This window comes from Mycobacterium sp. E342 (assembly GCF_001667665.1).
Lineage (GTDB): Bacteria > Actinomycetota > Actinomycetes > Mycobacteriales > Mycobacteriaceae > Mycobacterium.
Window position 1 is genome coordinate 1 of the sequence record NZ_LZJM01000150.1, and the last position, 13,945, is coordinate 13,945.

Here is a 13,945-nt window from a genome sequence, read left to right on the forward strand (position 1 = left end):
CGGTTCTGCCTCGAGCGCGGCCACCAGTTGCGGGTCATCGAGCAGATGCCCCTGGACGCCGGGCACCAATGGCGTCGTGGGCGGCCGCCAGGCCGGCGAGCACGTCGTCGAGTCGGTCCCGTCGGGTGATCGCCGCGAAGTGCTCGCGATCCACGCTGTCCATCGACACGTTGACCCGGTTCAGGCCCGCCCGGGCGAGGCCCGCGGCCCGCCGCGCCAGCCCGACGCCATTGGTGGTCAGCGAGATCTCCGGGCGCGGCCGCAGCCCGGCGGCCGCGGCGACCACCTCTTCGAGGTGCCGCGCCAACAGGGGCTCGCCACCGGTGAACCGCACGCTGGTGACGCCGAGCCGGGTGACGGCGACGTGGAGCAGGCGCGCCAGCTCGTCGGGCCGCAACAGCTGCTCGCCGGGCAGCCAATCCAGCCCCTCGGCCGGCATGCAGTAGTTGCACCGCAGGTTGCAGCGGTCGGTCAGCGAGACGCGCAGATCGGTGGCGACCCGGCCGTAGGTGTCCACCAACGGGCCCGTGGTCGGCGCGTTCGCGGCGGTGCCGTCGGTGCGGCCCGGCACCCTCGGTAGACCCAGCGCGGTCAGCGTCATGCGGCCACCGCCGGGTAGTGAGACGGCGAGCTGACCGGCACGATCTGCTTGCCCAACGGCATCAGCGACACCGGGATCAGCTTGAGGTTGGCCAGCGCCAGTGGAATGCCGACGATGGTGATCGCCATCGCCAGCGCACTGAGCAGGTGGCCGATCGCCAGCCAGATCCCGAACAACAGCACCCAGATGACGTTCCCGATGAGGGCACCGGCCCCGGCGGTCGGCTTGTCGACGATGGTGCGGCCGAACGGCCACAACGCGTAGGAGGCGATACGCAGCGACGCGAAACCGAACGGGATGGTGACGATCAGCAAGAAGCTGAGGAGCGCCGCGAGCAAGTACCCGACGGCCATCCACAGGCCGCCGAACACGAGCCAGATGATGTTCAGGATCAGGCGCATATCTCCTCCACCGTTGACGCCCAGCCTACCGAGTGGGGGAGAACGGGGGTGCTCGTCAGGGGAGCGTCCGAGTAGGATCTACAGACCAAACGGCGTCCTGCGCAGGCGGGACGCTTATTGTGTTGGCCATTCTATTGATCCGTTAGACAAGCAGGTGAGACCAGTGCCGACCGGCAAGGTTAAGTGGTACGACGCCGACAAGGGGTTTGGCTTCCTGTCGCAGGAGGACGGCGAAGACGTGTACGTCCGCTCGTCGGCGTTGCCCGCTGGGGTCGAGGCGCTCAAAGCGGGCCAGCGTGTGGAGTTCGGCATCGCCTCCGGGCGGCGCGGCCCCCAGGCGCTGAGCCTCAAGCTGATTGAGCCGCCGCCCAGCCTCACCAAGGCTCAGGGCCGCCGCGAGGTGCCCACCGAGCACAAGCACAGCCCCGACGAACTGCACGGCATGGTCGAGGACATGATCACGCTGCTGGAGGGCGCCGTGCAGCCCGAGTTGCGCAAGGGTCGCTACCCGGACCGCAAGACGGCCCGGCGGGTGTCCGAGGTCGTTCGGGCCGTCGCCCGCGAGCTCGACGCCTAGCCTCTCGCGCACGCCCGGCGGCGCTCGTCGGGGACGACTGGCCGCCGCCGGCCTGGGGCAGAATTGTCACCATGGCCGCCTACGTCGCCGGAAAAGGTGACTTCAACCGCGACACCGACTACATCACCACCCGGGTCACCGCGGACGGACGCGACGGGTATCCGGTGGAGCCCGGCCGGTACCGGCTCATCGTCGCCCGGGCTTGCCCGTGGGCGAACCGCGCCATCATCGTCCGCCGTTTGCTGGGCCTGGAAAGCGTTCTCTCCATTGGGTTTTGCGGGCCCACCCACGACGAACGCAGCTGGACATTCGACCTCGATCCGGGCGGCGTCGACCCCGTGCTGCAAATCCCGCGGCTACAGGACGCGTACTTCAAGCGTTTCCCCGACTACCCGAAGGGCATCACGGTTCCCGCGATCGTGGATATCCCGTCCGGCGCGGTGGTCACCAACGACTTCGCGCAGATGACGCTGGATCTCTCGACGGAATGGACCGCCTACCACCGCGACGGCGCACCGGAGCTCTACCCCGAGCGGCTGCGCGACGAGATCGACGAGGTGAACAAGCGCGTCTACACCGAGATCAATAACGGCGTGTACCGGTGCGGCTTCGCCGGTTCGCAAGAGGCCTACGACGCGGCGTACGACCGGCTGTTCGCCGCCCTGGATTGGGTGAGCGGTCGCCTGACCGACCAGCGATATCTGGTGGGCGACACCATAACCGAAGCCGACGTGCGGCTGTTCACCACGCTGGCGCGGTTCGACCCGGTCTATCACGGGCATTTCAAGTGCAACCGAAGCAAGCTGAGCGAGCTACCGGTGTTGTGGGCGTATGCGCGCGACCTGTTCCAGACGCCCGGGTTCGGCGACACAGTCGACTTCGTCCAGATCAAGCAGCACTACTACATCGTGCACGCCGACATCAACCCCACCGGCATTGTGCCCAAGGGGCCGGACCTGACGGGCTGGCTGTCTGCGCACGGCCGGGATTCCTTGGGCGGCAGGCCATTCAGCGATGGGACCCCGCCCGGGCCGCCGGTCGAAGGGGAGCGGGTACCCGCCGGGCACGGGGCCTGAGCGACTCGACGTTCGGCGACCAGGGGTCAGAAATACGTAAGTCGCACTGACCATTCCGCGTGCGGGACATCGCGCAGTTCGCCGGCTGGGTCCATCACCAGCGTCAGCAACTGCACAACGATCCCGACCACGCGCCCGCGGTGTGGGTCGACCGGTGGGATCGTGACCGCGAACCGGGTGTTCGGCCGAAAGATGGTGCTCGTGGTGTTGGTCGGGTCCTCGTACACCTGCAAAAGCCGCCAGGGCGCCCGGTAGATCGCGTCGGGCACCGAGAGCTGTACGGGATAGCGCTCGCTGACCTTCAGCTCGCCCTGGGTTTGCGGGGTGTCACAGTCGTCGAGGTTGAGCACGTTGCAGTACAGGTAGGGCCCCACCCTGGCGAGGTGGCCGTGCGAATACGCGCTGATCTCCGGGCGCTGCGGACCCGACGGGCGCACCAGCAACCAGGTGCCGACGCCGACGGCCACGCACAACACCGTCAGCACGCCGGCGAGCAGCACGGCCACACCGCGTTTCACTCGGGCACCACCGCCGGGCCGCCGCGCCGCGCGCCCTCCTGCTCGACCATGACGGGCCGGTTGCCGCCGAGGCCGGGGATCAGCGAATTCCCTTGGAAGCTGACGAGTGTCTGCGCCAGCCCCAGGATGAGCAGCGCCGTGACGACGGTGAAGCCGATCCACAGTTCGGTGTAGACCAAGACGCCCACCGCGCCACCCAGCACCCAGGCCAGCTGCAGGGTCGACTCCGAACGTCCGAATCCCGAGGCCCGCGATTCCTCGGGCAAGTCGTTTTGCAACGAGGCGTCCAGCGAGGCCTTCGCGATCGCGCTGGAGCCCGACGTGACCAGGGTGGCGATCACCGCTGCCGACAGGGTGCCCGCCACCGAGGCCGCCAACGCGACCGCCGAGACCGCCAGCGTGCAGCGCACCACCAACACGGCCGGCCGGCCCAGTTGCAGGCGCGCGGCCGCGAAGTTGCCGGCGAAATTACCGATGCCGGCCGCCGCGCCGATCATCCCGAGCATGCCGAGCTGAACCCAGCCGTTGGCCTGGTGCGCCTTGGCGACGAATGCCGGGTACAGGAACAAGAAGCCGACCATGATCTTGATGGTGCAGTTGCCCCACAATGACGTAATGATGTTGCGGCCCAGCGGTTGTCGCAGCGTCCCACCGACCTTTTTGACCTCGTCGGGCCAGCGTCGCCGATGCGGCTCGCTGTCCTGGCGATAGCTCAGGGTGGCCGGCACCTCGCCCGCCGTCACCTCGACCCAGCGCGGTATCCGCATGGACAGCAAGGCGCCCGCGACGGTGACCGCGATGACGACGAACAGCGCGCCGGGCAACTTGAACAGGTGAGTGCAGACGAACTCGACGCCGGCCGCGACGGCACCGCCGGCGATGGTGCCGCCGAGTAGGCCGAACACGGTCAGCCGGGAGTTCACCCGCACCAGGTCGATCGTCGGCGGCATGACCCGCGGGGTCACGGCGCTGCGCAGCACGCTGAACGATTTGGAGAACACCATCATGGCCAGCGCGCAAGGGTAGAGCACCCACGACGGGTAGCTGCCGGTGGCACCGTCGTAGTTCATGATCAGCACCAGCGCCAACGCGGTACGCAGGGCGAACGACGCGGCGAGTGCGACGCGCCGGCCGTGCTGCAACCGGTCCAGGGCCGGGCCGATGAACGGCGCGATGACCGCGAACGGCGCGATGGTGATCAGCAGGTACAACGCCACTCGGCCCTTGCTCTCCCCGGTGGCCGCCGCGAAGAACAGCGTGTTGGCCAGCGCCACCGCCATCGCGGCGTCCACCGCGAAGTTGGCCACCACCGGCCACGTCAGCGCGGTCAGGCCGGACTTGTCGGCGCCGTCGGCGGTGGCGGCGCGTTGCACCATCCAGTACATCCGCGAACCCATCTCACGGCTGCGCAGCGCGGCGGCGCGGGTGACGGTGATCCGCTCGCCGGTCGGGGTACCGCGCGGCGGGGTGCTGTCGCGGCGCTCCGGCTCCGGCTGCTGACCGATGGGCGGCAGGTAGCGATTGGCGCTCGGCATCGGCGGTGGCCGGCGCCGTCGGCGGTGATCGCCCTCATCGGCGGGGTAGTTGGCCGTGCCCGGATGCTGGTTGGCGGCCCCATTGCGGGGCCGGCGACCCGGAGTCGAGGCCACGCGGCCCGGATCGTCACGCCGCCGTCCAGACACGTTGGAGATTCTCCCTCATCCCGAGGACATGCGTCTGCAGGTAACGGGGCGTGGCTGGCCAACCTAGTATTGGAAACGCAAAGCAGGAAGGGGACAGCGTGACGGGGCCCATCGAGGAATCCGCCGTGGCGACCGTGGCCGAGTGGCCCGAGGGGTTGGCGGCCGTGCTTACGGGCGCGGTGGACCAGGCCAGGGCCGCGGTCGTGGAGTTCAGCGGGGCCGAAGCCGTCGGTGACTACCTGGGCGTCAGCTACGAGGACCCCGCCGCAGCCACCCACCGGTTCCTGGCGCATCTGCCCGGCTATCAGGGCTGGCAGTGGGCCGTCGTCGTCGCCGCCCACCCCGGTGCCGACCATGCCACCGTGAGCGAAGTGGTGCTGATCCCCGGACCGACCGCGTTGCTGGCCCCGCAGTGGGTTCCCTGGGATCAGCGAGTGCGCCCGGGGGACCTGAGCCCCGGGGACCTGCTGGCCCCGGCGGCCGACGACCCGCGGTTGGTCCCCGGCTACACCGCCAGCGGCGACCCCCAGGTGGACGAGACCGCCGCCGAGGTCGGGCTGGGCCGGCGCTGGGTGATGAGCGCCTGGGGCCGCGCCGAGGCCGCCGAACGATGGCACACGGGCGACCACGGGCCCGACTCAGCGATGGCCCGCTCCACCAAGCGGGTGTGCCGCGACTGCGGATTCTTCCTGCCGTTGGCGGGCGCGCTCGGCGCGATGTTCGGGGTGTGCGGCAACGAACTGTCGGCCGACGGGCAGGTGGTCGACAAGCAGTACGGGTGCGGCGCGCATTCGGACACCCCGGCTCCGGCGGGGACGGGTTCGCCCATGTTCGAGCCGTACGACGACGGTGTGCTCGACGTCGTGGAGGCGCCGCCCGAGGCGGCCGAGCCCGCCGAGGCGCCCGAGACTCCTGAGACGCTCGAGCCGGCCGAGGCGCCCGAGTCGGCTGAATCGCAGACACCCGAGGCCGAACCGGACGGCGCTCCGGAGGTCGAAGCGGAGCCGTCGGCATCCGCGCCCGAGATCTCGGAGGCCGACGCCGACACGGCGGAGTCCGACGCTTCGGAGGGCGGGCCCGAGCGTCCCGAGGCGGATTAGCTCTTTTCGGCCGCGGCCTTGATCCTGGCCAACGAGGCGTTCATGCCCTCGAGCAACTCGCGCTCGAAGTTGGTGGTCCCACCGAACAGTGCATTCACCGACAGGTTGGAGAACGCGGTCACGCCGTTCTCCGCGTGACGGCTCTCGATCACCCGGGTGCCCCCGTCGATGGGTTGCAGCTCGTAGCTCCAGATCGTGTGGTTGGTGTCGACGCGAAACGCAAGCTTGGTCTCGGGAATGACCTCGACGACCGTGCACGTGGTGGGCCAGAACATCCGGTTGCGGCGATTGATGTTCAGGCTGCGCATGCCCTGGCGCAGCGGGCCGAAGGTCTTCATCCAACGGCACTGGGGGCTCCACTGCGGCATCCGCCGAAGGTCGGAGACCAACCCCCAAACGGTGGAAACCGGTGCGTCGATATCGATTTGCGCTTGCAGTAGCGGGGCTACCATCGATCCTCCCGGGTCATCGGTGCGAGAACTAGCCGTGGTCGAGATAGTTGTCGAGTCCGGTCTGCGCGCCGCGATCGCCGCGGCGCGCCGCCGCGAGCTGTAACACGAAGATGCTCGTCCCGAGCACGCCCACCCCGAGCCCGGCCAGCGTCAATGGGCGCCAACTCTGCAGGGCCGGGACAAGAAATGCGGCCGCCGTCGCGACCAGCCAGCCGAGCGCGCCGAGGCCGATGAAAGGCCACGCGTTGAGCAGTGCGGGTGGCAGGGGCGGTGCCTCGCGGTTCTCGCCGGATTCCTCGGACATCGCGATTAACATAGCCCCCGCAGGTGCGGGCCGCCCGAGCACCCGCCCGGGCACCAAGTCGCCGAAATGCCTGGGCAGCGCGGGTTGCCCGACCGCGCAAGCGGTTCGGCGATCGCCGGCCCCGGTGGTCTCGGGGACCAAAGCCCGTCGTTCACCGGTTCGTATCCCGATTTCCTGAGGTTCCGTGTAACCTCGCGCCATGCCTGACAGCGATGCGCGGCTGGCGAGCGACCTGTCGCTGGCGGTCATGCGGCTGGCCCGCCAACTCCGGTTCCGAAACCCGTCGTCGCCGGTGTCGTTGTCGCAGCTGTCGGCGCTGGCGACGCTGGCCAACGAGGGCCCGATGACGCCCGGCGCGCTGGCTATCCGCGAGCGCGTCCGTCCGCCGTCGATGACCCGGGTGATCGCGTCGCTGGCCGACATGGGCCTGGTGGACCGCGCCCCGCATCCCGTCGACGGCCGCCAGGTGCTGGTCTCGGTTTCCCAGTCCGGCGCCGAGCTGGTCAAGGTGACCCGGCGGGCCCGTCAGGAGTGGCTGGCCAAACGGCTGGCGACGCTGGACGACGAGCAGCGTGACACCCTGCGCCACGCGGCTGACCTGATGTTGGCCCTGGTCGACGAAAGCCCGTGAGCGATGGAACCGATGGCCTCAACGTCCAGGACGTCGACGATCCCGACGACCCCCGGCTCGACGACTTCCGCGACCTGAACAGCGTCGACCGCCGTCCCGATCTGCCGTCCGGCAAAGGCCTGGTGATCGCCGAGGGGGTGCTGGTCGTCCAGCGCATGCTCGCCTCCAGGTTCACCCCGCACGCGCTGCTGGGGACCGAGCGCCGGCTCGCCGAGCTCGCCGACGACCTGGCGGGCAGTGCCGTGCCGTTCTACCGCACCTCCGCCGACGTCATGGCGCAAGTGGTGGGCTTCCACCTCAATCGGGGGGTGCTGGCGGCCGCCCGCCGGGTACCGGAACCCGGCGTTGCCGAACTGGTCGAGCCCGCCCGGACCGTCGCAGTGCTCGAGGGCGTCAACGATCACGAGAACCTGGGCGCGATCTTCCGCAACGCCGCCGGGCTGGGCGTCGACGCGGTGGTGTTCGGTAGCGGCTGCGCCGACCCGCTCTACCGCCGCGCCGTCCGGGTGTCCATGGGGCACGCCTTGCTGGTCCCGTACGCGCGAGCGACGGACTGGCCCGCCGAACTGACGATGTTGAAAGAGAACGGATTTCGGCTGCTGGCGATGACCCCGCACAGCGACGCCTGCACCCTGGCGGAGGCCATGGCGGCCGCGCGCGACGAACGCGTCGCGGTGATGGTGGGCGCCGAGGGACCGGGTCTGACGCCGGCGACTTTGCGGAGAAGCGATGTGCGCGTGCGCATCCCGATGTCGCGCGGGACGGACTCCCTCAACGTGGCCACCGCGGCCGCCTTGGCGTTCTACGAACGGGTTAGGCTCGGCGGGTGACCGACGATTCCGCGCCCTGGGCAACGGGTTTGACGGTCGCCGGCTTCGTCGCCGCCGTGACCGGCGCCGCCATCGTGGTGCTGAGTCTGGGCCTCATCCGGGTGCATCCGCTGCTGGCGGTCGGGCTCAACGTCGTCGCGGCCGGTGGGCTGGCGCCGACGCTGTGGGGTTGGCGGCACAAGCCGGTGCTGCGCTGGTTCCTGTTGGGTGCGGGGATCGGTGTCGCGGGAGCGTGGCTGACGCTGCTCGCGCTGACGGTGGCGGGTTAGCCGGTGTGGGCGCTGTCGCCTAGCGCTGTCCGCCCGAGCGCACCCCGAGCAGCACATCCTCCCAAGCCGGAATGACGGGCTTACCGCGTCGAGTGTGCACCGGGGGCTCCTGGGGCGCGGGCTCCTCTTGCGGAGCGGCGGCGGGCTTCACCGGCTCCTCGAAGTCGACGTGGGCGACCCGCGCGAGTGGGCGCAGCGGACGGTCGAAGTTGGGGTCGACCAATTCCTTGGCCGCGTCGTCGATGGCGGTGACCGTGCCGCCGTGGGCGCCCGGGGCGAAGCAGAAGTGCGCGATGTTGTCGGACCGGCCGGCCTTCCAGGCCAGCTGCACGGTCCAGCGGCTGTCTTCGTTGCGCCAGGCGTCCCAGCTGAGCCGGTCGGGTTCCAGGCCGCGCGTCACCAGGGCGGCGCTCACGGTCTCCAGCAGGGTGAGCACCGCGGGGCCGTCGGCGAGCACCGGGTGCGCGGCGGTTGCCAACTCAGCGGCCCGAGCGCGTTCCAGCAGCACCGGGTGCGCGAATCGGCGGACCCGCGAAACGTCGGAGCCCGACGCCGCGGCGACTTGTTCGACGGACGCGCCGGCGCGGATCTTGGCCTGAATCTCTCTGGGGCTCAGCATGTTGGTGACCTGAATGTCGAGCTGCGGTTGCTCCGGCGGCGCGATGTCGCCGCGCACGGCTGCCTTCAGTTGATCGTCGACCGCGAGCTTGAAGGGCTCGGCGGGATCGCCGGCCTCGCAGATGATGTGTTTGCCGCCGGCATCGACCCCAACCATTTTGAGTTCCCGCATGGTTTCTCCTCGCAGGCTCCGTGCAGGTCGACGGACCCGTCTTTTGCGCACTCTAGTGCAGCTGACGCCCGCAACCTGTGCTGACACGCTGGGCGGTTGCGCGTGGATTGCGTGGGGGTTACAGCCGCTCGACGACCCAGTCGACGCATTGCGTCAAGGCGCTGACGTCATCGGGGTCGACCGCCGGGAACATCCCGACCCGCAGCTGGTTGCGGCCGAGTTTGCGGTACGGCTCGACGTCGACGATGCCGTTCGCCCGCAGGATCTTGGCGACGGCAGCGGCGTCTACGTCGTCGACGAAGTCGACGGTGCCGACCACCTGGGACCGCAAGGCGGGGTCGGTGACGAACGGAGTGGCGTACGGCCGCTCCTGCGCCCAGGAGTACAACCGCTGCGACGAGTCGGCCGTGCGCTTGACGGCCCAGTCCAGCCCGCCGTTGCCGAGCATCCAGTCGATCTGCTCGGCCATCAGAGCCAGGGTGCCGACCGCCGGGGTGTTGTACGTCTGGTTCTTCAGGCTGTTGTCCACGGCGATGGGCAGCGACAGGAAGTCGGGAACCCAGCGGCCCGACGCGGCAATGGACTCCACCCGCGCGAGTGCGGCGGGGCTCATGATGGCCAACCACAGGCCGCCGTCACTGGCGAAATTCTTCTGCGGCGAGAAGTAATAGGCGTCGGTCTGGGCGATGTCGACCGGCAGGCCGCCCGCACCGGAGGTGGCGTCGATGACGACCAGGGCGTCGCCGGAGTCGGCCGGACGCCGAATGGGCACCGCCACCCCGGTCGACGTCTCGTTGTGCGCCCAGGCGATCACATCGACCGAGGGATCGCTCTGCGGTTCGGGTGCGCTGCCGGCGTCCGCCTTGACGATGATCGGGTCGCCGACGAACGGGTTGTTGGCGACCGCCGAGGCGAACTTGGCGCTGAACTCGCCGAAGGACAGGTGCAGTGAGCGCTTGTCGATCAACCCGAACGCCGCGGCATCCCAGAACGCCGTCGCGCCGCCGTTGCCCAGGATGACCTCATAGCCGTCCGGCACGGAGAACAGCTCGGTCAGCCCCGTCCGCACCCGGCCCACCAGATTCTTCACCGGGGCTTGCCGGTGCGAAGTGCCGAACAGCGGGGCCGCGCTGGTCGTCAGCGCCTGCAACTGTTCGGGCCGGACCTTGGAAGGGCCGCATCCGAAGCGGCCGTCGCGGGGTTTGATGTCAGCGGGAACCTCGAGCTGGTCAGCCATGCTCATCAGGGTAGTGAGCCGATGTGACCGGCGACGCAGCGGTCCGGCGGCGCACGCCCGTGACCCGCGCAAAACACCTGGCCGCGCCCGTGGTGTTTCGCACGCTGTGAGGCAGGGCACACCATGCGCCTGACCACTGGTCAGCCCACAGCGGCGGATCGGGGTCTAGAAGATATCCGGTACCTGCGGTACTGTCTGGACACAGCACGTCCAAATGTAAACCTCGTTGGGGAGGCTTGGATATGGCCAGGACACGCATGGTTCGGCGTTGGCGCCGCAATCTGGAGGTGTGCGACGACACTGAGTACGTCAACACGCTTGCCACACTGTCCGAGGGGTCGGTGCGGAGAAACTTCAACCCCTACACCGACATCGACTGGGACGCACCGGAATTCGCCGTCACGGAGAACGACCCGCGGTGGGTACTGCCGGCCACCGACCCGTTGGGGCGCCATCCCTGGTATTTGTCGCAGCCCGAAGAGCGCAAGATCAAGATTGGGATGTGGCGCCAGGCCAACGTCGCCAAGGTCGGGCTGCACTTCGAGTCGATTCTGATCCGCGGCCTGATGAACTACACGTTCTGGGTGCCGAACGGCTCCCCGGAATACCGGTACTGCCTGCACGAATCGGTCGAGGAGTGCAACCACACCATGATGTTCCAGGAGATGGTGAACCGCGTCGGCGCGGACGTGCCGGGTATGCCGCGGACGCTCAAGTGGCTCTCGCCGCTGGTTCCGCTGGTGGCCGGTCCGCTGCCGGTGGCGTTCTTCATCGGGGTGCTCGCCGGCGAGGAGCCGATCGACCACACGCAGAAAAACATTCTGCGCGAAGGGAAATCGCTGCACCCGATCATGGAACGGGTGATGGCCATTCACGTGGCCGAGGAAGCGCGACACATTTCGTTTGCCCACGAGTTCCTGCGCAGGCGGGTGCCGCAGCTGACCAAGCGGCAGAAGTTCTGGACGGCCCTGTACCTGCCGTTGACGATGAAGGTCCTGTGCCGGGCCATCGTGGTGCCGCCCAAGGCGTTCTGGCAGGAGTTCGACATCCCGCGCGAGGTCAAGAAGGAGCTCTTCTTCCGGTCGCCGGAATCACGAAAGTGGTTGAGTGACATGTTCGCCGACGTCCGGATGCTGGCACACGACACCGGCTTGATGGAGACGCGCTCCGCCCGGCTCATGTGGCGGCTCTGCAAGATCGACGGCAAGCCGTCGCGCTACCGCAGCGAGCCGCAGCGCCGGCACCTGGCCGCGGCGCCGGCCGCCTAGGACCGCGCGGGTAATCGCCTATGCCGCACGTTATTACCCAGTCGTGCTGTAACGACGGGTCCTGCGTTTTCGCGTGCCCGGTGAACTGCATTCATCCCACGCCCGACGAGCCCGGCTTCGCCACCTCGGAGATGCTCTACATCGATCCGGTGGCCTGCGTGGACTGCGGCGCGTGTGTGAGCGCCTGCCCCGTGGGCGCGATCGCTCCGGACACCCGGCTGGACACCAAGCAGTTGCCGTTCGTCGAGATCAACGCGTCGTTCTATCCCGAGCGGCCGCCGGGTGAGAAGTTGCCGCCGACGTCGAAGTTGGCGCCGGTGATTCCGGCCGCCCAGGTGCGCGCCCGACGCCAGCCGCTGACCGTGGCCATCGTGGGATCCGGGCCTGCGGCGATGTATGCCGCCGACGAGCTGCTCACCCAGGATGGGGTGCGGGTCAACGTCTTTGAGAAGCTGCCCACCCCGTACGGGCTGGTGCGCGCCGGGGTGGCGCCCGATCACCAGAACACCAAGCGGGTCACCCGGCTGTTCGACCGGGTCGTCGGTCATCGCCGCTTCCGCTTCTACCTCAACGTCGAGGTCGGCAGGCACTTGAGTCACGCCGATCTGCTGGCCCACCACCACGCCGTGGTGTATGCCGTCGGCGCTCCCGACGACCGCCGCCTGCAGATCGAGGGCATGGGCCTGCCGGGCACCGGGACCGCCACCGAACTCGTCGCGTGGATCAACGGCCATCCCGACTTTGCCGAGCTGCCAGTCGATCTCGGCCATGACCGGGTGGTGATCATCGGCAACGGAAACGTCGCGTTGGACGTGGCGCGCGTGCTCAGCGCGGATCCGGACGACCTGGCCCGCACCGACATCGCCGACTGCGCGTTGGCGGCGCTTCGCGCATCCGCGGTCCGCGAGGTGGTGGTGGCCGCCCGCCGGGGCCCCGCCCAGTCGGCGTTCACCCTGCCCGAGCTGATCGGTCTCACGACCTCATCCGACGTCGTGCTCAGCGCGGCCGACCACGAGCTGGTGGCGGCCGACCTCGCCGCCGTCACGGACGGCTTGAGCAAGCGCAAGCTGGAGATCCTGAGCTCGCTCGGTGACGATTCGGAACCAACCCACAACGGTGGGCGGCCGCGAATCCGGCTGGCCTATCAGCTCACCCCGAATCGCGTGCTGGGCGAACAACGCGCCACGGGCGTTCAGTTCGCCGTCACCGGCACCGACGACCTGTGTGACCTCAGCGCGGGACTGGTCCTGACCTCAATTGGCTACCGCGGCAAGCCCATCCGCGACCTGCCGTTCGACGAGTCGGTGGCCGTCGTCCCCAACGACGGCGGCCGTGTCGTCGATCCCGGCTCGGGGGCGCCGGTGCCGGGGGCCTACGTCGCGGGCTGGATCAAGCGGGGACCGAGCGGGTTCATCGGCACCAACAAATCTTGTTCGCTGCAGACCGTGCACGCCCTGGTAGCGGATTTCAACGCGGGCAGGCTGAGCGACCCGGTGGCGAAACCCGAGGCGCTGGCCGAGCTGGTGCGGGTCCGGCAGCCCGACGCCGTCGATGCCCACGGGTGGCGGGCCATCGACGCCGCCGAGGTCACCCGCGGCGGCGCCGACGGTCGCCCGCGCAGCAAGTTCACCGACGTCGCCGGCATGCTCGCCGCCGCTGCCGCCGCCGGGCCGGCGCCGGCGCCGCGACGCGGGCTGTTGGACCGGCTGCTCGGCTAACTCGCGCCCGGCCCCGCCATCGCGGCCTGGAGCTCGTCATAACCGACCTCGCGGACCGGCTGTCCCATCGACCAGTGGTGGCCGAACGGGTCGGCCACCACGCCGTAGCGGTCGCCCCAGAACTGATCGTCCAACGGCGCCACCACGGTGGCGCCCGCGTCCAGCGCGCGCTGGAACTTCGCGTCGACGTCGGTCACGGTCAGGTGGATCGTCACCGGGGTGCCGCCCAGTGACGTGGGCGTCATCGACTTGCCGCCGCACATCTCCGGGAAATCGTCGTTGAGCATGACCATAAAGCCGTTGATGCGCAGCGCGGCGTGGACCAGCTTTCCGTCGGGGCGAGGCACCCGCCCGATCTCCTCGGCGCCGAATGCCTTGACGTAGAAGTCGATCGCAGCAGCCGCGTCATCCACCACCAGGTGCGGGGACAGGGCCGGTTCGAAGTTGATCGCCATCGTGGTTCTCCTTGCTGTCGGTCTCCCAGACCCGCC

General features: G+C 69.2%; 15 protein-coding genes and 3 pseudogenes. 9 read left to right on the forward strand and 9 right to left on the reverse strand.

All coding sequences use genetic code 11. From position 1 onward, the window contains the following. Positions 1–78: pseudogene (locus tag A5692_RS29800) on the forward strand (hypothetical protein); the annotation flags it as partial. Here the strand turns inward: A5692_RS29800 and A5692_RS09520 are convergent. Continuing rightward, positions 71–601: pseudogene (locus tag A5692_RS09520) on the reverse strand (radical SAM protein); the annotation flags it as partial. The pseudogenes A5692_RS29800 and A5692_RS09520 overlap by 8 nt on opposite strands. After that, positions 598–1,002 (reverse strand): YccF domain-containing protein, encoded by a 405-nt coding sequence (locus A5692_RS09525; protein ID WP_068055019.1) that lies wholly within the window; start codon positions 1,000–1,002, stop codon positions 598–600. The pseudogene A5692_RS09520 and the gene A5692_RS09525, both read right to left, overlap by 4 nt. A gap of 163 nt (positions 1,003–1,165) precedes the next feature. Here A5692_RS09525 and A5692_RS09530 point away from each other — a divergent pair, with 163 nt between their 5' ends. Beyond that, on the forward strand, positions 1,166–1,579 hold the full coding sequence (locus A5692_RS09530; RefSeq protein WP_068055021.1) for a cold-shock protein: 414 nt from the start codon (positions 1,166–1,168) through the stop codon (positions 1,577–1,579). Between the two features lie 71 nt (positions 1,580–1,650). Next, positions 1,651–2,655 (forward strand): glutathione S-transferase family protein, encoded by a 1,005-nt coding sequence (locus tag A5692_RS09535; RefSeq protein WP_068055024.1) that lies wholly within the window; start codon positions 1,651–1,653, stop codon positions 2,653–2,655. 26 nt (positions 2,656–2,681) lie between these two features. Here the strand turns inward: A5692_RS09535 and A5692_RS09540 are convergent, their stop codons facing one another. Together A5692_RS09540 and A5692_RS09545 are read right to left on the reverse strand one after the other, a co-directional pair. Further along, positions 2,682–3,173: a DUF2771 domain-containing protein gene (locus A5692_RS09540; protein ID WP_068055026.1), complete on the reverse strand. Its 492-nt coding sequence runs from the start codon at positions 3,171–3,173 to the stop codon at positions 2,682–2,684. After that, a complete protein-coding gene (locus tag A5692_RS09545; RefSeq protein ID WP_068055029.1) occupies positions 3,170–4,822 on the reverse strand; it encodes an MFS transporter in 1,653 nt (550 codons plus the stop codon). The genes A5692_RS09540 and A5692_RS09545 overlap by 4 nt, the downstream gene beginning before the upstream one ends. Positions 4,823–4,953: 131 nt before the next feature. Here A5692_RS09545 and A5692_RS09550 point away from each other — a divergent pair. Then, a pseudogene (locus tag A5692_RS09550) lies at positions 4,954–5,739 on the forward strand (DUF3027 domain-containing protein); the annotation flags it as partial. A gap of 212 nt (positions 5,740–5,951) precedes the next feature. On the opposite strand, the gene A5692_RS09555 reads toward A5692_RS09550, so the two are convergent. Next, positions 5,952–6,407 (reverse strand): SRPBCC family protein, encoded by a 456-nt coding sequence (locus A5692_RS09555; RefSeq protein ID WP_068055035.1) that lies wholly within the window; start codon positions 6,405–6,407, stop codon positions 5,952–5,954. Between the two features lie 28 nt (positions 6,408–6,435). Continuing rightward, complete coding sequence (locus tag A5692_RS09560) at positions 6,436–6,711, reverse strand: DUF2530 domain-containing protein (protein ID WP_068055049.1); 276 nt, start codon at positions 6,709–6,711, stop codon at positions 6,436–6,438. Positions 6,712–6,910: 199 nt separating this feature from the next. Here A5692_RS09560 and A5692_RS09565 point away from each other — a divergent pair, with 199 nt between their 5' ends. Genes A5692_RS09565 through A5692_RS09575 form a run of 3 tightly spaced genes read left to right on the forward strand, consistent with a single transcriptional unit; the run spans position 6,911 to position 8,441 of the window. Beyond that, positions 6,911–7,342, forward strand: a complete 432-nt coding sequence (locus tag A5692_RS09565; protein ID WP_068055052.1) for a MarR family transcriptional regulator — start codon at positions 6,911–6,913, stop codon at positions 7,340–7,342. Beyond that, a complete protein-coding gene (locus tag A5692_RS09570) occupies positions 7,339–8,172 on the forward strand; it encodes an RNA methyltransferase (protein WP_068055056.1) in 834 nt (277 codons plus the stop codon). The genes A5692_RS09565 and A5692_RS09570 overlap by 4 nt, the downstream gene beginning before the upstream one ends. After that, positions 8,169–8,441 carry a DUF2537 domain-containing protein gene (locus A5692_RS09575; RefSeq protein WP_068055059.1) on the forward strand — a complete coding sequence of 91 codons (273 nt, stop codon included), beginning with the start codon at positions 8,169–8,171 and terminating at the stop codon, positions 8,439–8,441. Before A5692_RS09570 ends, A5692_RS09575 begins: the two co-directional genes overlap by 4 nt. A gap of 19 nt (positions 8,442–8,460) precedes the next feature. Here A5692_RS09575 and sepH read toward each other — a convergent pair whose 3' ends face one another. Beyond that, positions 8,461–9,231, reverse strand: a complete 771-nt coding sequence (sepH, locus tag A5692_RS09580; RefSeq protein ID WP_068055062.1) for a septation protein SepH — start codon at positions 9,229–9,231, stop codon at positions 8,461–8,463. A 118-nt stretch (positions 9,232–9,349) separates the two neighbouring features. Next, on the reverse strand, positions 9,350–10,468 hold the full coding sequence (serC, locus tag A5692_RS09585) for a phosphoserine transaminase (RefSeq protein WP_068055113.1): 1,119 nt from the start codon (positions 10,466–10,468) through the stop codon (positions 9,350–9,352). Positions 10,469–10,710: 242 nt separating this feature from the next. On the opposite strand from serC, the gene A5692_RS09590 reads away from it, so the two are divergent. Both A5692_RS09590 and A5692_RS09595 read left to right on the forward strand, forming a co-directional pair. Then, positions 10,711–11,736 (forward strand): diiron oxygenase, encoded by a 1,026-nt coding sequence (locus tag A5692_RS09590; RefSeq protein ID WP_068055064.1) that lies wholly within the window; start codon positions 10,711–10,713, stop codon positions 11,734–11,736. A gap of 20 nt (positions 11,737–11,756) precedes the next feature. Beyond that, entirely contained in the window at positions 11,757–13,454 is a 1,698-nt protein-coding gene (locus A5692_RS09595) for an FAD-dependent oxidoreductase (protein ID WP_068055066.1), read from the forward strand. On the opposite strand, the gene A5692_RS09600 is transcribed toward A5692_RS09595, so the two are convergent. Further along, the gene (locus tag A5692_RS09600) at positions 13,451–13,909 is read right to left on the reverse strand and encodes a VOC family protein (RefSeq protein ID WP_067926094.1); all 459 of its coding nucleotides are present in this window, start codon (positions 13,907–13,909) and stop codon (positions 13,451–13,453) included. The genes A5692_RS09595 and A5692_RS09600 overlap by 4 nt on opposite strands. Between the last annotated feature and the right edge of the window lie 36 nt (positions 13,910–13,945).